Raw genomic sequence first — 17,928 nt, 5'->3', positions numbered from 1 at the left:
AACAAGGAAAGGCCAAAGAAGCAGGCACACAACAATAAGCGCCGCGCAGGCAACCCAAAGAGGGAAACGCCAACACCATAAAAACACAGACAAACAAAGCGCCGAGCAGCCCCACCCCCTCACTTCCCTCCCGACAACCCACGTTCAAGCGCCGCGACGCCAGCCGGCAACTCAACCTTAACGCCAAGGTCCACCATCGTCCGCCCAAGCGCATGCAATGTCCTGAACAGGTTGTGCTCCCGGCACTGCTCGCCCATCTGTCCGATGCGAACAATCGGCAACCCGAACGAACCTGAGATCTCCACCTGGTGATGCCGCGAGATGTGGCCACAGATATCGGCTGGACTCAACCGCTCCGGCACAACGATCCCGACAACTGAATTCAGGCGGCAAGGCGCGGGAGCATAGAGTTGCAAGCCCAGCGCAGTGATCCCCGCCTGAAGCGCTACCGAACACTTCAAATGCCGCGCAAAGCGCTTTTCAAGCGTCTCCGCGCACACGAGACGCAGCGCCTCGTGCAAGGCGAGCACACCGGACACCGGCGCCGTGTAGTGATAGCCCGCGTTGTGCCAAAAATTCTCTGCAAGCGAGGCATCAAGGCACCAATGCGCGTTCGGCGCCGTGCGGCCCTTCACACGCGCCCACGCCTCATCCGAAAACGCGATCAGCGATACACCCGGGATCGAAGACAAACCCTTCTGCCCTCCCGTAATAACCGCATCGATACCCCACGCGTCCATCTCCAACGGCATCGTGCTTAGCGTACACACCGCGTCGACAATGACCAGCGCGCCGGCTGCTTTCGCGAGCGCCGCGATGTCCTTCAAATGATGGTTCCACACCGTATTGGACGTCTCACCCTGCACGATCGTCACGATCTCGGGACGTTCGCGGCGGATCGCATCAGCCACACTTTCGAGACTCGCCACCGTGCCGTCGTCGACGTCGAGCGTGCTCACGTGCGCGCCGACGCGTCGACCCATTTCCGCCATCCGCTCGCTGAAAAAGCCGTTCCTGATGCTCAACACGCTCGTGCCTTCCCACGCGAGATTGGAGATCGCCATTTCCATCGCGGCAGAACCCGGCCCCGCGACGCCAAGCACCCACTTCGAATTCGTCTGGAATACGTAGCGCGCCATGGTCTTCACCTGGCCAATCACCTTCACCATCGTGGCGCCCAGGTGATTGATCACCACCGTATTGGCCTTCGCGACGGCGGCGGGAATCGGCACGGGGCCGGCGCCCATCATCAGCAACGGTTCTTCGGGAAGGATAGCGTCGAGTGATTCGACAACCGGACAGGGCACTGCGAGAGGAGTAATGGTCGCCATGATCGATAAGAGGATTTCAAGGTGCAACGGCCTCGCCAACGTTGACGCTGGCAAGGCCGGGTTTTCGATCATTCACCGATCAGGGAAATTACGCAAGTTTTTTAACAGCACGGGCGGCGAGTCGTTTCGTGCCGCGTGTTCATCCGCAGAAATGACAGCGGGATAACGCTTCATCCGATGTGAGATCGCGTTGTCACCGGCAGCGTTTCAATACCGACGAGTAATAGCGCCGTACACAGCGAATTTGTCCGCGCCGCCGCAAAACCAAGAAACTCTTGCGTGTCGGAGAGCAAGGCTTGTTGCCACATGCCCTCGCTATCGCAGCAGATGCAACGCCTGATGCCAAGCAGATCACCACCATTACGCAAATCACCGACTATGTCCTCGATACAGTCAACCGCACTCATCGCGCCGCCCATATCGACGATGCACACTACGTCGCCGATCCGATGAAAACTCCACTTCGCATCAGGGTTATGCATCGCTCCTCCCCCTACGTCGTTCGGCGTTCATTGCCCACCCTTCTTATTCAGCTCAACTGAACCCGGGATGTCATATCGGCACTGCACGCGCAACGAACTTCCAACGCCAACGAAAGGAGCGGGGTGAGCGTCGCAGCCCACCCGTTAGTTGTCGCCCGTTACTTCACCTTGGTCTTATCGAGCTTCTTGCCGGTTGCGGCGTTATAACGCTCGACATATTCCTCGATCAGCTTGCGCATCGCACGGCCAATCTGCCGATAGTCCGACTCGTTCAGATTAGCCAGCGACACCCGTCCGGACGGGTGCTGCGTACCGAAGCCGCGTCCTGGCAACAGCACCACGCGGGCTTCACGCGCGAGGCGGAACAGCAATTCGGACGGCTCGGTGTTCTTCAGCAGCCAGTCGACGAATTCACGCCCGAACATGCGCTCGCCAAGGAACTCGATGTCGAGAATCGTGTAGTAGTCGACCTGGTTCGGATCGTTGTCCTCGAAGGAAATACCAACCTCTTCGTACAGCGCCTGCTTGCGCTTGCGGATCAGGCGCTTCAACGCGTTCTTGTATGCGTCGGGCGTGTCCATCAACGCGAACAACGAGAACAACACCATCTGAACCTGCTGCGGCGTCGACAGCCCCGCCGTGTGATTCAGTGCGACAGTGCGGCTGTCGGCGACCAGCCGATCGATGAACTTGAGTTTTTCCGGTTCGGTCGTGATCGATTCGTAACGCTCGTGCAACTGCTTCTTCGCGTCCTTCGGCAGCTCGCCGATCAGCTTGTCGAGCACGTTGTCGCGATGCGTCGCGATCGCACCGAGACGCCAGCCGGTTGCGCCGAAATACTTCGAGTACGAATACACGAGGATGGTGTTCTTCGGCGCGAGCGCGAACAGCGAGACGAAGTCGTCGGCGAAGGTGCCGTACACGTCGTCGGTCAACAGGATCAGATCGGGGCGTTCCTTGACGATGTCGGCGATATATTGAAGGCTCTCGTCGTCCATCTTCACCGAAGGCGGGTTGCTCGGGTTCACGAGGAAGAACGCCTTCACCTTCGGATCGCGCAGCTTGTCGAGTTCCTTCTTCGAATATTGCCAGCCGCTTTCAACCGTGGCTTCAACATTGACGACGTTCAGCTGATAGTCGTTCAGGCGTGGAATTTCAATGTACGGGGTGAAGATCGGCAAGCCAAGCGCAATCGTGTCGCCCGGCTTGATCAGGTGATTCTCGCGCATCGTGTTGAAGATGTACGTCATCGCCGCCGTGCCGCCTTCCACTGCGAACACGTCGAACTCGCCGACGAACGGATGGTTGCCGATCATCTCCTTGCGCAGGTACTGCCCGACGATGAGTTCGGACAACTTGAGCATCCGGTCCGGCACCGGATAATTCGACGCCAGAATGCCCTCACACATTTCATAGAGAAAGTCGCCCGCGGAGTATCCGAGCTGGTCGCGCACATACGACACCGCGCCGCGCAGAAAGTCGATGCCGGCCACGCCCTTGTTTTCGCGCAGGAACAGATCAAAGCGCTCCGTGAGTCCTTCGCGGCGCGGGAAGCCGCCGACCCCCTCGGGCATGAACGCAAACGAACGCTCCGACTCGCGCATCGCAAAGAGACCGAGCTGCCAGAAACCGTGGCGCGGAATCGTCGCGAGGAAGTTCGGATTGCCGCGGCCGGCGTTGAGCATCGATGCATTGGCGGCACGCTCCACCGCGCCGCCGCCCGCGGCCTTGATCAGTTCGTCCTTGAGTTCGAACGGGCTGAGCGCCGCCAAGCCGGCTCGCGCCATGTCGCCTTGTTTCTTGTCGCTTTTCTCTTTTGCCATGATGCGTTCTCCAATGTGCAAGTGAATGACGCCGGCGTCGTGAGTAGCCGTTCAGTCGCCGCCGGCGTGAGAGAGATCGATAGATACGTGTGCTAAACCGGACTAAACCAGCCCCACCACAAGCGGTCCAAGCAACGTCAACGCGACGTTCGCAATGGCATAGGTGATTGCGAACGGCACAGTCGGCACGGCGCTTTCCGCCTTGTCGAGCACGCCGCCGAACGCCGGGTTGGCGCTGCGCGATCCGGACAGCGCGCCGGCCAGAATTGCCGCGTTTTTGTAGCCCAGCACATAGCGGCCGAACAGCATGGTCAGCAGCAGCGGGAACAACGTGACGAACACACCGAGCAGGAAGATCGTCATGCCGCTCGCCTTGACCGTCACGACTGCCTGCAAACCGGAATTCAAGCCGACCACCGCAACGAACGCCGCGAGACCGAAGTCCTTCAACAACTGCGAAGCCGCCGCCGGCATCGCGCCGTACATCGGATGCTTGCCGCGCATCCAGCCGAATAGCAAACCGGCCAGCAGACAGCCGCCGCCCGAACCGAGCGTAAGCGGAATGCCGCCCACATTGACGACGATCAGCCCGATCAGCAGACCGAGCACGAGGCCGACGCCCATATAGATGAAGTCGGTCTTGTTGCTATACGGCAGCTCGTAGCCGGCTGCATCGACGGCGCGTTTGGTGTCCTTAGGCGAACCGTAGAAAGTGATGACGTCGCCGTGCTCGAGCTTGGTTTCGGGCAGAATCGGCAGCGGCTGGCCGGCACGCGAGGCGCTCTGGATGAAGACGCCGTGGCGCATGTCGCGATCCACGACTTCGCGTGCGGCGGCGATCGTCGTGTGGTTCATGCCTTTGCGCGTGAACACGCCTTCGCGTGTCTGCATCACGACGCCAATGTCGTCGACGTTGGCGATCTCGTTGCCATTCGCGCCGAAGGCGACCACCGCCTCACGGCGGCCCACGACAAGCACTTCGTCGTTGAGTTGCAAGGTCAGATCGGGTGTTGGCTCGAGGTTCTTCCCGTCACGCCTGATCTTCTCGATCGTCAACATGTCCTGATGCTGGGTCTCGATTGCCTTGACCGTTTTGCCGGCGCTGACATCGATCTTGTACGCACGGCCCACCAGTTCGGGCAAAGCACGAATTTGCCCCGCGCCGAGTGACGACGAACCTGAAGACAGTTCCTTTTCCGCCTCGATCGACGCCTCTCGCAAACCTTGCCCCATGAACTTCGGCAGGATGTTCACGCAGACGATGATCGCGCCGAGCGAACCGAACACGTAGGTCACCGCATACGCGATGGCCACGTCGGATTGCAGCGACTTGACCTGATCGGCAGGCAGACCGAGACGCGCGATGGCATCGCCGGCCGTGCCGATGATCGCCGACTGCGTCAGCGCACCGCCCGCGAGCCCCGCCGCAAGGCCCTTGTTCAAATGGAACAGCTTCGCGCAGACCACCACGGTGACCAGCGCGGAGACGGCGAGAAACACCGCCATCGCGATTTCACGCAGCGTCTTGCGGTTCAACGAGTTGAAAAAGCCCGGCCCGGAGTCGTAACCGACCGCGTAAATGAACACGGCGAACATCACCGACTTCACGCCGTTGTCGATCGTCACACCCGCCTGACTGATCACGACTGCCGCCAGCAATGAACCGCCTACGCCGCCTAACTGGAATTTACCGAAGTTGATCTGCCCGATGAAGTAACCGGCTGCAAGCGACAGAAACAGCGCAATCTCGGGTGATTTCTGAAAAATGTGATGTAGCCAGTCCATCGTGCCCTCGCTAGATAGTTTGCGATATTGAGTACTGGATGCTGCATGTGCAAACGGACCTCATGGCATCCGCATGCGGTCGGCTGCGCGCCACGCCGCGCGCAGCCCATCTGCTCGCCTAGCCGAATTTCCCGGCGAGGCCGACCACGACCGGCCCCATTAACGGCAACAGAATGTTCGAGAGTGCGTAGGTGATCGTGTAGCCGATCACCGGCGTCGAATTGCCGGCTACGCCGACCAGCGCGCTAATCGCCGGCGTGCTGCATTGCTGCCCGGCAATGGCGCCGAGCAGCATGGGCGCTTCGAGTTTGAGAAACACGCGGCCGATCCAGAGCGACAGCAAGCCGGGCACGAGCACCATCAGAATGCCGGCAACGGGCAGCGCCAGACCGTATTCACGCACCAGCTTGATGGCGTCCGGTCCCGCAGACAGACCGACCGCCGCGATGAAGGTGGCAAGGCCGAAGTCCTTGAGAATTTGCGCGGCGGCCGAAGGCAGCGAGCCGACTAACGGATAGCGCGACCGGATCCAGCCGAACAGCAGGCCCGACAGCAGGCAGCCGCCACCCGTGCCGAGCGCGATCGACACACCGCCAATGCGTCCACCGAGATGGCCGATCGCCATCCCGACCAACACGCCCAGGCCGAGATAGACGAAGTCGGTTTTCTGGGTCGCGGCGAGCACATAGCCGAGATGCCGCGCGCCGCGCTCGACGTCGGCTTTCGCACCCACCAGTGTCAGCACGTCGCCGCGATTGAGCTCGGTGCCGGGCAGCGCGGGCACCGTGGTTTCGAGCCGCGTGACAGCCGCGATATAGACGCCCCGGCCTTCTTCCGGCTTTGCCCGTTCGCGCACCTGCGCGACCGTCAGCCCGTGCGCCTCGCGGCGCGTCAGCACCACATCGAGCTTCTCCGCGATGAGCTGACCGAAGGTTGCACCCTCCACTTCTTCGCCGAGGCTGGCGGCCGCTGCGACAATCGCTTCACGCCGCCCTGCCACGAAGATGAGGTCGTCGATCGCCAGCGTCAGTTGCGGCTCGACCGGCACGGCCGCGCCGTTGCGCTGGAGCTGCGCGATCGTCAGGTTGAAGCCGTGCTGCTGTTCGAGCGCCAGGATCGTGGAACCAGCCGCCGTGCCGACCCGAAAGGCGCGGCCGACGAGCGCCGGCGCGGCGGAACGCTGTCCGTCGCCGAACGCGCTGTCGCCGCCGAGCTTGTGCCACACGCGCTCGGCTTCCTCGCGCAAATTGACACGCAGCAGGAGCGGTGCGAACTGGCTGGTGAACAGGACGATGGTGATCAGGCCGAACAGGTAGCTCACGCTGTACGCGGTCACAATGTTGGCCTGCAGACGCAGCGTCTCTGCGTCGCCGAAGCCTAACTTGGCAATCGCCTCTGAAGCCGTGCCGATCACGGCCGACTCCGTGGCGGCGCCGGCGAGCAGGCCGGCCGCCGTGCCGGCGTCGAGCCGCATCGCGAAGACCGCGATCAGGATCAGCATCAGCACCGACACGATCTCGACGACCGACAACAAACCGTAGCGCCAACCCCGGCCGATATTGGCAAAGAACTGCGGGCCGCCGGTGAATCCCAGCGCGAAGATAAACAGCGCAAAGGCAATGTTCTTCAGATCGGGGGCCAGCCGCGCGCCCGTCTGGCCCAGTAACAAGGCCACGATCAACGTGCCGCAGACGCCACCGAGTTGAATTGGCCCCACGCGAAACGAACCAATGAAGTATCCGATTGCGAGGCTTGCGAACAGCGCGATCTCCGGTTGAGATCTCAGCAATTCACCGATCATGTTGGCTCGCCGATTTACGGTTTATTGGCAGAAAGATGAAAAATCTCTCTGGCATTTAAAAAAATTTGATCCGATTCGCCACGACACAGGAATTACGCATCCGGCATAACTGGATGCCATTGAATGAAAAGTTTATGGCAATGACATGACGCTCCAGGCGCCAAAGAAGATACGCCGCGGTGCAGCGACGATAGTGGGATGTTTTCAGCAAGCTCGACAGTCACGCATTCCTCGCGAAGTTTACCCAACACCTTGAAAAAGGCTGCTCTGCTGGTGGCCGGTCTTTTAGCACGATTTGTACATGCTTTTTTGGTACTGCTTTTTTATAATTATTGTAGATCGGCATCGCTGTCAATATGATTTTCGAGTGCGGCCCTTTCCACTTCGCAAAAGATGATCTTTAGTAAAGACTGAAATGATTTTCGGACCGTGCACCGCACGCGGCGGCCATTACGATAAAGAGCCGATATACTGACCTGCCCGCATACCACGCGTGGGTCGGCATTCACCACGCGGCACGCTTCTTTCGGAGCCATCCATGCGCATGATCCTGTTCAGCAGCCGCCAATACGACAGCGATACCTTCGGCGAAGCCAACGCCGCGCATCGCTACGAACTGCACTTCCAGGAATCGCATCTCGATGTCGAAACCGCGATCCTCGCGCAGGGCTATGAAGTGGTCTGCCCATTCGTTAATGACAACGTCGACGGCGCTGTACTGGAACGTCTCCATGCCGGCGGGACGCGCATGATCGCGCTGCGCTCGGCGGGCTTCAATCACGTCGACTTGGCGGCTGCCGAACGTCTCGGCATCACAGTTGCACGGGTGCCGGCCTACTCGCCACACGCAGTCGCCGAACATGCCGTCGGTCTGATTCTGGCGCTGAACCGGCGTTTGCCGCGCGCGGTCGCTCGCACACGCGAAGGCGATTTCTCGCTGCATGGGCTGCTCGGCTTCGACCTGCACGGCAAGACCGTGGGGGTGATCGGCACCGGCATGATCGGCCGCGTGTTCGGCCGCATCATGGCGGGCTTCGGCATGCAGGTGCTGGCCCATGATCCCGGCACACCGGCCGACGACCTGCTCGCGCTCGGCGCCCGCTACGTGCCGCTCGACACGCTGCTGGCTGAAAGCGACGTCGTCAGCCTGCATTGCCCGTTGGTGCCCGACACGTACCATCTGATCGACGGTCCCGCACTCGCGAAGATGAAGCGCGGCGCGATGCTGATCAATACCGGGCGCGGCGGCCTTGTCGAAAGCAACGCGCTGATCGGCGCGTTGAAAGACGGCCAGCTCGGCCATCTCGGACTCGACGTGTACGAGGAAGAAGGCGGCCTCTTTTTCGAGGACCACTCGAATCTGCCGTTGCAGGACGACGTACTGGCACGTCTGCTGATGTTCCCGAACGTGATCGTCACCGCGCACCAGGCCTTCTTCACACGTGAGGCGATGAACGAGATCGCGCAGACCACGCTCGAGAACGTCGCGGGGTGGCAGGCCGGCACCCCACGCAACGTCGTGCAGGCGCGAAGTTAGGCGTTGCCGTCGCTGTCCACGGTGGTCGGGCGGAGCGCCGTGCGGGCGTCGTCCGCTGCGCCGCAAACTTCGCGCAGCAAACCTGCCTCGCGCTCGTGCACTTCCACCGGAAACCAGCGCGCACCCGCATCGGCCAGATAGCGCGCGCGATGCTGTCCGTTGCGAAACGCCACCACGCCCTCGCGCTCGAGACCGAACCAGCCCAGCAAACCCGGCGCCCGACGCGTCGAGATCGTCACGTACGGCATCTGCGGAATGCGCGGATTCTCCGGATCGAGAAACTCGCGAATGCCGCGCACCTTGCCCGAATGCCATTCGGCGACCGGCTTCAGCACGTAATCGGTGTTGTCGCGATCCGCGCAGGCTAGCAGCTTGCGCACGTCGACAAGAACCACTTGATGCCGCGTGCCGTCAGTCACGAAGACACGTTTCAGGCGCACATGGTCGTACCATGGATGTTCATGCAAAGGCACGATCCAGACCGTCTCGGCACAGGCCGGCGCGGCTGCGGGCGATGAATTGGACAGAGGCAAAGGCAGGCTCGATAAGCTGGCTAAACAACGCCAGCGCGTTAAAAGAGCGCTAACGCTACGAGCCGATTGTGAAAGATGCATGACAACCAACGGTATTAATCGCAGCGCATGAACACACTGCATGGGCATCCGACAGGTGCGGCCGGACGCGAACCCTTACGGACATAACGATGATAACCACGCAAAACCTGAATGAACATGTGCGTATCGAAGCCAACGAGGACACCGGCGTCGCGACCATCGTGCTCGAACGGCCCTTGCGGCGCAATGCGGTCGACCGTCCCACGGCGGAAGCGCTCAGCGCCGCCTTCCAGCGTTTCGAAGCGGCGCCGGAATGGCGCGCGGCAGTGCTGTTTGGCGCGGGCGGCACCTTCTGCGCCGGCGCGGATCTCACCGCGCTCGCCGACGAGACGCGCCGCAATGAACTGCACGCCGATGGCAGCGGTCCCGGTCCGATGGGACCGACACGCATGAGCTTCAGCAAACCGGTGATTGCCGCGATTGCTGGATATGCGGTCGCGGGCGGCCTCGAACTGGCCGCGATGTGCGATCTGCGAGTTGTCGAAGAAGATGCCGTACTGGGCGTGTTCTGCCGACGCGTCGGGATTCCGCTGATCGATGGCGGCACGATCCGCTTGCCGCGTCTGATCGGGTTGTCGCGGGCGCTCGATCTGATTCTGACCGGCCGCGCGGTGGAGGCACAGGAAGCGCTCGGCATCGGTCTTGCCAACCGCCTCGTGCGCAAGGGCGAAGCACGCGTGGCGGCTGAGCGGTTGGCCGCTGAACTGGCGGCCTTTCCGCAGGCGGCGCTGCTGGCGGACCGGCGCTCCGCGCTGGAAAACAGCACGCTTGAGTATCTCGCCGAGGCGCTGCGGCGCGAAGGCGCGGGCGGCTATCAGGCGGTATTCAACGAGGGTGCCGCAGGCGCCGCACGTTTCGCCGAGGGCGCCGGCCGTCACGGCAATGTCCTCAAGTCAGACGAAAGCACCCCGTAGAAGAGTGCCATTTCATAGCGAGATGCGCGGCAAAGCGGCATGCCGGAGTGCGCCCCGGGGTGGCACGCCAAACCGCACGCCAAGCGCGGCTTTCAGCAAAAAACAACAGCCTGCTTGACGCTCTGCAAGGCGGTTTTGACTTAGGTAGAATCCCCTACTGTTTTCCCCTCGTATGGCGCATGCGTTCTCGCCCCGAAAACGCGCGCCTGCCGCACGACGCTTCCCGTCGCGCCGATTCACGCTCCGTCACCATGCCTTTACCCCTGCTCGCCCTTGCCGTTGCCGCCTTTGGAATCGGTACCACTGAATTCGTGATCATGGGGCTGCTGCCCGATGTCGCACGCGATCTGTCCGTGTCGATCCCGGCCGCCGGCATGCTGGTGTCGGCTTATGCGCTCGGCGTCACCATTGGCGCACCGATCGTCGCGATCGCCGTGGCCAACATGCCGCGCAAAAAGGCGTTGATGAGCCTGATCGGCGTCTTCATCGTCGGCAATCTGCTGTGCGCGATTGCTCCGGGTTATGCGGTGTTGATGGCAGCGCGTATCGTCACGGCGTTTTGCCATGGCGCGTTCTTCGGTATCGGTTCGGTGGTCGCTGCGGGTCTCGTCGCGCCGAACCGCCGCGCGCAGGCCATCGCGCTGATGTTCACCGGCTTGACGCTCGCCAACGTGCTCGGCGTGCCGCTCGGCACCGCGTTGGGTCAGGCGGTGGGCTGGCGCGCCACCTTCTGGGCGGTCACCGGCATCGGCATTCTCGCTGCTGGCGCGCTAGCTGTCTGCCTGCCGGCCAAAATCGAAATGCAGAAGGCAAGCCTCGTCCACGAGTTCAGCGTGCTGAAAAACCCACAAGTGCTGATGGTGCTCGGCATCAGCGTGCTCGCCTCGGCCAGCCTGTTTTCCACCTTCACCTACATCACACCGATTCTCGAAGACGTGACCGGCTTCACGCCGCACGCAGTCACGTTCGTGCTGTTGCTGTTCGGCCTCGGCTTGACGGTGGGCAGCACGCTCGGCGGCAAGCTCGCGGACTGGCGGCTGATGCCCTCGCTGGTCGCGTTTCTGCTGGCGATCGTTGTCATCCTGACCATTTTCGCCGGCACGATGCACGCGGAGATCCCCGCGATGATCACGATCTTCGTATGGGGCATTCTGGCCTTCGCAATCGTGCCGCCGCTGCAAATGCTAATCGTCGACCGCGCGAGCCATGCGCCGAATCTGGCCTCGACCTTGAATCAAGGTGCATTCAACCTCGGCAATGCAACAGGCGCGTGGCTCGGCGGCATGGCGATCGGCGCAGGCGCGCCGCTCACGACGCTGCCGTGGGTCGGCGTGGCGACATCCATCGGCGCGCTGGTGTTGACGCTGTGGTCGGTGTCGATCGACCGGCGCGCGCAGCGGATGGCGGTGGCGGGGTAATCGTTTAGCCATGCTTTTTGCGTAGCACGCGACGATATAGCCGGTCGCTTACGACTCGAGGCCGTAGTAGCATCTCGGCCGATGAAAGTCATCTTCACACGCGATTTCCTCGCACTCATTCTCAGCGTCGCTGTCGTCGGACTCGGCAGCGGCGCCACGCTGCCCCTCACTGCCCTTGCGCTGACGCAAGCCGGCTATGGCACCGACGTGGTCGGCCTGCTAACCGCCGCGCAGGCAGGCGGCGGCCTGATCGTCGTGCCGCTGGCCGGCTGGATCGCGGCGCGCTTTGGCGGCCGCCAGGTGATCGTCAGTGCGGTGCTGGTGGTTGCGCTCGCCACCGCAATGATGCAACTCACCTCGAACCTGTGGCTATGGGCCGTGTTACGCGTACTCTGCGGCGCGGCGCTGATGCTGCTCTTCACGATCGGCGAAGCATGGGTCAATCAGCTCGCCGACGACGCCACCCGCGGTCGGGTCGTCGCGATCTACGCGACCAACTTCACGCTGTTCCAGATGTCGGGCCCGATACTCGTCAGCCAGATCGATATGCTGACTCACTGGCGCTTCCTGATTTGCGGCGCGATCTTCCTGCTGGCTTTGCCGGCGCTCGCCAGCATCCGCAAAACGCCGCAAGCGTCGGAGGATGAACATGCCGCGCACGGCAGCTGGCGCCATGTGCTTCCGCAGATGCCGGCGCTCGTCATCGGCACGGGTTTTTTCGCGTTGTTCGATACGATCGCGCTGTCGTTACTGCCGCTCTTTGCGATGGCGCATGGCATTACTAGCGAAGTGGCCGTCCTGTTCGCGTCGGCCTTGCTGCTCGGCGACACGACCATGCAGTTTCCGATTGGATGGCTCGCCGATCGGCTCGGGCGCGAACGCGTGCATATCGGCTGCGGTGTGATCGTTGTGGTGCTGCTGCCGTTTCTGCCGTGGGCGATTAGTTCACCGTGGCTGTGCTGGCCCCTGCTCTATGTGCTCGGCGCTGCGGCTGGGGCGATTTATACGCTGTCGCTGGTCGCTTGCGGTGAGCGTTTTCGCGGCGTCGCGCTGGTGTCGGCGAGTTCGCTGGTGGGGGCGTCGTGGAGCGCGGCGAGTTTTGGTGGGCCGTTGGTGGCCGGCGCTCTGATGAAGGGGGTCGGTAATGATGCGATGGTGGGGGTGTTGCTTGTTGCCGCGATTGCGTTTTTGGCTGCCGTTTGGTGGGAGAGGCGGCGTGCGGTGATGCGGGTTGTTGGGTCGTGAGGTTGGTTTTTTTGCCTGCTCGGCGCGTTGTGTCTGGTTGCCTGTGGCGTTGGCCTTTCCTTGAATTGTTATTGGTCTATTAGTGTTGCCCCTGTGCGGGGCGGCACTTACTTTCTTTGCCGCCGCAAAGAAAGATAAGCAAAGAAAGCGGCTTTGCACCGCTAATTCTTAAGCGGGTCCCCCGCGCAGTCGCGGTAGTGGCACATCTGGAATCTGTGTTCTCGCACATTCCGCCTCGGTGACAAAGCCGTCTCACCTCCCGTCTCGCACTACGTGCTCGCCGGAACGGTCCATCCCTTAGCCAAGGGCTTCGTCTATGCGTCAGCGCAAGCCCTCGGCTTTGCCTCGGCGAGATGCCCCGGCACACCTCCGTGTTTGACGTCGGGACGCGTTGTGCGCGTTGTGCGCGCTGTGCTGTGCTGTGCTGTGCTGTGCTGTGCTGTGCTGTGCTGTGCTGTGCTGTGCTGTGCTGTGCTGCCGATACTCAAACGGGGAAGCCATCATGGCTTCCCCGTTTTCTTGCGTGCCGGCGGCTTCATTGGTGCCGTTACTTTTGCCCCGCTCGTTACTTCCGCGCCGGCAAAATCTCTCCCACACATGTCCCGAAGCCCACACGGTACCCATCGCCCTGGCACCAGCCGGCGAGCTTCAGTTCGTCGCCGTCTTCAATAAACCCGCGGGTGCCGCCTTCCTTCAATTCCAACGGATTCTTGCCGTTCGATGTGGACTCCAGCAGGCTGCCGCATGAATCTGCAGTGGGGCCGCTGATCGTGCCCGAACCCATCAGGTCGCCAACCCGCGTATTGCAGCCCGATACGGTGTGATGCGCAAGCTGCTGCGCCATCGTCCAGTACATGTGCTTGAAGTTGGTCCGCGAGATCGTGGTTGCCTGCCTCGCCGTTTTGGGTCGCAGGGTCACTTCCAGCGAGATGTCGAACGCATGCTTGCCATCGTGGCGCAGGTAAGCCAACGGCTGCGGCTCCTGCGTCGGCTGCTCGACGCGGAACGGTTCAAGCGCGTCGAGCGTCACGATCCAGGGCGAGATCGTTGTAGCGAATGTCTTCGCGTTGAACGGGCCGAGCGGTACATATTCCCATTGCTGAATATCGCGCGCGCTCCAGTCGTTCAGTAGCACCACGCCGAAGATGTGCGCCTCGGCATCCGCACAGGCAATCGGTTCGCCCAGCACATTGCCGCCGCCGATCACGAAACCCGTCTCCAGTTCGATATCCAGCTTGCGACATGCGCCAAACACCGGACGCTCCTGATCCGGCAGCTTCAACTGGCCGTTAGGACGCCGCACCGGCGTGCCGCTCACCACCACCGACGATGCGCGTCCGTTGTAGCCGATCGGCATCTCCGACCAGTTCGGCAACAACGCATTCTTCGGATCGCGGAACATCGAGCCGACATTCGTCGCGTGTTCCTTCGACGAATAAAAATCGGTGTAGCCTGGGATCTGCACAGGCAGATGCAGTTGCGCATCAGACTGACGCACAAGCGCCTTCGAACGCAAGGCTGCGTTGTCGCGCAAAGTGGCCGTGTCACGCGCTAACAGATTGCTCAGCTGGATGCGCACGCTGCGCCATGCATCGCGGCCAAGCGAGATGAAATCGTTGAGGGTGTCCTGCTCGAACGCCCGATCCTTCACCGCAATCAAGGGATCGGCCGAGGCGATCGGAAGCTTGAGCAAGCCGGCAGACTTGAGGACAGCCAGATCGACGATCTCATCGCCGATCGCCACGCCCACACGGCGTGTGTCGTTATTCCTGTCGCTGAAAATACCGAACGGCAGGTTCTGGATCGAAAAATCGTTGGTCGAGTCGTTAGCCGACTCGACCCAGCTCTTGCGCGACGGATCGAGCGTCGCCTGAAGATCGCTCAATGCGTTCATCGTTGCTCCGGGTTGAAATGTTTCTTGAGACCTTGCCAGCACTCGTAGTAATGCGCCTGCAGTTGCGCAGTTTCGAGCGCGAAACGGGTCGGCTTGATCAGCGTGCGTGTTTCGAACATGAAGGCCATCGTGTCGCCGACTTTCTTCGGCGTGGACGTATCGCTATGCGACGCTTTCTCAAAGGTATCCGCGTCCGGCCCATGACCCGACATGCAGTTGTGCAGACTCGCGCCGCCCGGCACGAAGCCCTCAGCCTTGGCGTCGTACACACCGTGCACGAGGCCCATGAACTCGCTCGCGACATTGCGATGGAACCACGGCGGACGGAACGTATCTTCAGCCGCGAGCCAGCGTGGCGGGAAAATCACGAAGTCGATCGTATCGACGCCCGGCGTATCGCTTTGCGATTGCAACACCAGAAAGATCGACGGGTCCGGATGATCGAAGCTGATCGAGCCAATCGTGTTGAAGCGGCGCAGATCGTATTTGTACGGCGCATAGTTGCCGTGCCACGCCACCACGTCGCGCGGCGAATGACCAATGTCCGCGCGCCACAAATTGCCGTTCATCTTGGCAACGAGTTCGAAGTCGCCTTCGCGGTCTTCATACGCGGCATGCGGCGTGAGGAAGTCGCGCGGGTTGGCCAATCCGTTCGAGCCGATCGGGCCGAGATCCGGAAGACGCAGCAACGCGCCGAAGTTTTCGCAGATATAGCCGCGCGCGGTGCCGTCCGGCAGGCTCACCGCGAAACGCACGCCGCGTGGGATCACCGCGATCTCGAACGGCTCGACATCGAGTTGGCCCATTTCGGTCGCGATATGCAGCCGGCCTTCCTGCGGCACGATCAGCAATTCGCCGTCGGCGCTGTAGAAGAAGCGATCCTTCATCGAGCGGTTTGCTGCGTACAGGTGAATCGCGCAACCGTTCATCCCTTCGGCTGAGCCGTTGCCCGCCATCGTCAACCAGCCGTCGACGAAATCGGTCGGTGCGGTGGGCATCGGCAACGCATCCCAGCGCAGCTGGTTCGGGGGTGTCGGTGGCACCTCGGCGAAGTTGGCGACGAGCCGGTCCGAAGGCAGTTGCGTGAACGGCATATGGACTGCCGCCGGACGAATCCGGTACAGCCACGAACGGCGGTTGTGGCCACGCGGCGCGGTGAACGCGGTGCCCGACAGTTGCTCGGCGTACAAGCCATAGGCCGCGCGCTGCGGCGAATTGCGGCCTTCGGGCAACGCGCCCGGCAAGGCCTCCGTCGCGAATTCGTTCGCGAAGCCCGACTGATAGCCCGGCTCGATTTCGAGCCGCGAGCTGGCGGTATTCGGTGTGCGGGTTGGGGTATCCATGCAAGGTTCTCCGTTAATACTTGATCTGTCGACTTGCGCGGCCTGTCTCAGGCCGTTTGCGGCTCGGATGGGCGCTCGCGCTGCCGCGTTGCCGCGGCCAACGCGATCACCAGCAACGCGGAGCACAGCACCGGCACCGCGGCCGCATGAAACAGCGATTCGTTCGACCAGTTCAGCGCGATCAATTGTCCGCCGACCAGCGGCCCGATCACCGAACCGATGCGTCCGATACCCAGGCTCCAGCCGATGCCGGTGGAGCGCAGCGTGGTCGGATAAAAATGACCGGCCAGTGCGTTGACCGCCGGCTGCCCGCCGACTACGCAGAAGCCGCCCGCGAACACGACCAGCAACAGCCACGGCAACGCATGCGCCACCGTACCGATGGTGCCGACCGCCAGCGCCGCGCCCGCGAAACACACGAACAGCACGCGCACAAAACCAAAACGCTCGATGAACCAACCGAGCAACAAGGTGCCCACCACGCCACCCGTCTGCAATACGGTACCGACGATCACCGCCGTGCTTGGCGAGTAACCGGCATCGCGCATCACGGTGGGCAGCCAGTTCGACAGAAAGTAAAGATCGATCAGGTTCATGAAACTGATCGCCCACAGAATCAGCGTGACCGGGCCGCGGCCCGAGCGGAACAGTTCAGCGACGGGTGCGCCGCCGTTGCCCTTCTCTCTTACGACGACACGCGTATTCGCATCGATCGGCAACGTCGGATCGAACTTTGCGAGCCAGCGCAACGCGCGCTCGCTGCGTCCTTTGATGACGAGGAATTGCAGCGACTCCGGCAACGCCGCCAGCATCCCGAACGCGAGCAGCAAGGGCACTGCGCCACCCACCCAGAATACCGCGCGCCAGCCATACGCAGGAATCAGCGCGGCGCTGATGAAACCACCTAAAGCCGCGCCCAGCGTGAAGCCGCACGACACCAGCATCATGCGCTTGACGCGATGCGCGGGGGTGGCGAACTCACCGACCAGCGCCATCGCGTTCGGCATGATGCAACCGAGGCCGAGCCCGGTGATGAAGCGCAACGTGATCAATGCGGGGATCGTCGTGACGAAGGGCGTGGCCAGCATCGACAACGCGAAGAAAAACGTCGCGCCGATCAATACCGGACGCCGGCCAATGCGGTCGGCCAGCACCGACAAGCCCAACGCGCCCAGCAGCATGCCGAACAGACTGGCGCTGAACACGGGCCCGAGGGCCGCCTTCGAGACATGCCATTCGCCGATCACGCTCGGTGCGACGTAGCCCATTGCTTGCGCGTCGAAGCCGTCGATCACGAGGCACAGCCCGCATAGCACGAGCAGCATCAACTGAAATGCCGGGTGATGCGTTTCGCCGAGCACGCGCTCGACTTCGATCACATTGGCGGCAGCCGCAGCCGGTTTGGCGCTCATTGGGTCGTCCCCTCTTCCTGACTGAATTGTTCGGTCACGGCGCAGGCTCAGGCGGCGATCAGGAAACGCTCCCTTTCCGGCGAAGGCAACGCAGACGCAACCGTCACTGCAGCCGCGCTGCAATTTACGTATAGTAAAACCAATTACGAATAGTGAAATTAACGTATACCCTGGAAGCGTGCCGCGAAAACCCCGGCAGCCTGTGATGACAAGCGTTCGACCGATAACGTTATGAGCATTTTGTTCAAGTGCGCGCGACGCGGACTGCTACCATCAATGGATGCGGCAACTGAGTCGCGTTGCCGAGCGCTCAGCGCGCACCTATTGCC

General features: G+C 61.9%; 13 protein-coding genes. 4 read left to right on the top strand and 9 right to left on the bottom strand.

Features of this window, described 5'->3' with window-relative positions; all coding sequences use genetic code 11:
* Positions 1–119 precede the first annotated feature (119 nt).
* The 5 genes from PQQ52_RS22870 to aspT (PQQ52_RS22850) all read right to left on the bottom strand — a co-directional run bounded on the left by PQQ52_RS22870 (position 120) and on the right by aspT (PQQ52_RS22850) (position 7,222).
* On the bottom strand, positions 120–1,331 hold the full coding sequence (locus tag PQQ52_RS22870; protein ID WP_408216228.1) for a pyridoxal-phosphate-dependent aminotransferase family protein: 1,212 nt from the start codon (positions 1,329–1,331) through the stop codon (positions 120–122).
* A 170-nt stretch (positions 1,332–1,501) separates the two neighbouring features.
* Entirely contained in the window at positions 1,502–1,813 is a 312-nt protein-coding gene (locus tag PQQ52_RS22865) for a hypothetical protein (RefSeq protein WP_408216207.1), read from the bottom strand.
* Between the two features lie 158 nt (positions 1,814–1,971).
* The gene (locus tag PQQ52_RS22860) at positions 1,972–3,636 is read right to left on the bottom strand and encodes a bifunctional aspartate transaminase/aspartate 4-decarboxylase (RefSeq protein ID WP_408216204.1); all 1,665 of its coding nucleotides are present in this window, start codon (positions 3,634–3,636) and stop codon (positions 1,972–1,974) included.
* 102 nt (positions 3,637–3,738) lie between these two features.
* Positions 3,739–5,421: an aspartate-alanine antiporter gene (gene aspT, locus PQQ52_RS22855; RefSeq protein WP_408216201.1), complete on the bottom strand. Its 1,683-nt coding sequence runs from the start codon at positions 5,419–5,421 to the stop codon at positions 3,739–3,741.
* Positions 5,422–5,539: 118 nt separating this feature from the next.
* Positions 5,540–7,222, bottom strand: a complete 1,683-nt coding sequence (aspT, locus tag PQQ52_RS22850; RefSeq protein WP_408216198.1) for an aspartate-alanine antiporter — start codon at positions 7,220–7,222, stop codon at positions 5,540–5,542.
* A gap of 538 nt (positions 7,223–7,760) precedes the next feature.
* Here aspT (PQQ52_RS22850) and PQQ52_RS22845 point away from each other — a divergent pair.
* On the top strand, positions 7,761–8,759 hold the full coding sequence (locus PQQ52_RS22845; protein ID WP_408216195.1) for a 2-hydroxyacid dehydrogenase: 999 nt from the start codon (positions 7,761–7,763) through the stop codon (positions 8,757–8,759).
* Here PQQ52_RS22845 and PQQ52_RS22840 read toward each other — a convergent pair.
* On the bottom strand, positions 8,756–9,373 hold the full coding sequence (locus PQQ52_RS22840) for a plasmid fertility inhibition factor family protein (protein WP_408216192.1): 618 nt from the start codon (positions 9,371–9,373) through the stop codon (positions 8,756–8,758). The genes PQQ52_RS22845 and PQQ52_RS22840 overlap by 4 nt on opposite strands.
* Before the next feature lie 89 nt (positions 9,374–9,462).
* Between PQQ52_RS22840 and PQQ52_RS22835 the strand changes: the two genes are divergently transcribed.
* From PQQ52_RS22835 to PQQ52_RS22825, 3 genes are all read left to right on the top strand, one after another.
* Positions 9,463–10,287, top strand: a complete 825-nt coding sequence (locus tag PQQ52_RS22835) for a crotonase/enoyl-CoA hydratase family protein (RefSeq protein WP_408216189.1) — start codon at positions 9,463–9,465, stop codon at positions 10,285–10,287.
* Between the two features lie 251 nt (positions 10,288–10,538).
* Positions 10,539–11,705 (top strand): MFS transporter, encoded by a 1,167-nt coding sequence (locus tag PQQ52_RS22830; protein WP_408216186.1) that lies wholly within the window; start codon positions 10,539–10,541, stop codon positions 11,703–11,705.
* Between the two features lie 81 nt (positions 11,706–11,786).
* A complete protein-coding gene (locus PQQ52_RS22825; RefSeq protein ID WP_408216183.1) occupies positions 11,787–12,950 on the top strand; it encodes an MFS transporter in 1,164 nt (387 codons plus the stop codon).
* 565 nt (positions 12,951–13,515) lie between these two features.
* On the opposite strand, the gene fahA is transcribed toward PQQ52_RS22825, so the two are convergent.
* From fahA to PQQ52_RS22810, 3 genes are read right to left on the bottom strand one after another with little or no spacing between them, the layout of a single operon-like run.
* Positions 13,516–14,844: a fumarylacetoacetase gene (gene fahA / locus PQQ52_RS22820; protein WP_408216180.1), complete on the bottom strand. Its 1,329-nt coding sequence runs from the start codon at positions 14,842–14,844 to the stop codon at positions 13,516–13,518.
* Positions 14,841–16,187: a homogentisate 1,2-dioxygenase gene (hmgA, locus tag PQQ52_RS22815; RefSeq protein ID WP_408216177.1), complete on the bottom strand. Its 1,347-nt coding sequence runs from the start codon at positions 16,185–16,187 to the stop codon at positions 14,841–14,843. The genes fahA and hmgA overlap by 4 nt, the downstream gene beginning before the upstream one ends.
* Positions 16,188–16,234: 47 nt before the next feature.
* Positions 16,235–17,599 carry an MFS transporter gene (locus PQQ52_RS22810; protein ID WP_408216174.1) on the bottom strand — a complete coding sequence of 455 codons (1,365 nt, stop codon included), beginning with the start codon at positions 17,597–17,599 and terminating at the stop codon, positions 16,235–16,237.
* Positions 17,600–17,928 lie beyond the last annotated feature (329 nt).

Origin of the sequence: Paraburkholderia sediminicola (assembly GCF_046030555.1) — a bacterium.
Classification (GTDB): Bacteria; Pseudomonadota; Gammaproteobacteria; order Burkholderiales; family Burkholderiaceae; genus Paraburkholderia; species Paraburkholderia sediminicola_E.
This window is presented reverse-complemented; position numbering and strand designations above follow the sequence as displayed.

Excerpts from the sequence above, each read along its gene's own strand:
- aspT (WP_408216198.1), bottom strand. The coding sequence starts at position 7,222 with ATGATCGGTGAATTGCTGAGATCTCAACCGGAGATCGCGCTGTTCGCA.
- PQQ52_RS22830 (WP_408216186.1), top strand. The coding sequence starts at position 10,539 with ATGCCTTTACCCCTGCTCGCCCTTGCCGTTGCCGCCTTTGGAATCGGT.
- PQQ52_RS22825 (WP_408216183.1), top strand. The coding sequence starts at position 11,787 with ATGAAAGTCATCTTCACACGCGATTTCCTCGCACTCATTCTCAGCGTC.
- PQQ52_RS22840 (WP_408216192.1), bottom strand. The coding sequence starts at position 9,373 with ATGCATCTTTCACAATCGGCTCGTAGCGTTAGCGCTCTTTTAACGCGC.
- fahA (WP_408216180.1), bottom strand. The coding sequence starts at position 14,844 with ATGAACGCATTGAGCGATCTTCAGGCGACGCTCGATCCGTCGCGCAAG.
- aspT (WP_408216201.1), bottom strand. The coding sequence starts at position 5,421 with ATGGACTGGCTACATCACATTTTTCAGAAATCACCCGAGATTGCGCTG.
- PQQ52_RS22865 (WP_408216207.1), bottom strand. The coding sequence starts at position 1,813 with ATGCATAACCCTGATGCGAAGTGGAGTTTTCATCGGATCGGCGACGTA.
- hmgA (WP_408216177.1), bottom strand. The coding sequence starts at position 16,187 with ATGGATACCCCAACCCGCACACCGAATACCGCCAGCTCGCGGCTCGAA.
- PQQ52_RS22845 (WP_408216195.1), top strand. The coding sequence starts at position 7,761 with ATGCGCATGATCCTGTTCAGCAGCCGCCAATACGACAGCGATACCTTC.
- PQQ52_RS22810 (WP_408216174.1), bottom strand. The coding sequence starts at position 17,599 with ATGAGCGCCAAACCGGCTGCGGCTGCCGCCAATGTGATCGAAGTCGAG.
- PQQ52_RS22835 (WP_408216189.1), top strand. The coding sequence starts at position 9,463 with ATGATAACCACGCAAAACCTGAATGAACATGTGCGTATCGAAGCCAAC.
- PQQ52_RS22870 (WP_408216228.1), bottom strand. The coding sequence starts at position 1,331 with ATGGCGACCATTACTCCTCTCGCAGTGCCCTGTCCGGTTGTCGAATCA.
- PQQ52_RS22860 (WP_408216204.1), bottom strand. The coding sequence starts at position 3,636 with ATGGCAAAAGAGAAAAGCGACAAGAAACAAGGCGACATGGCGCGAGCC.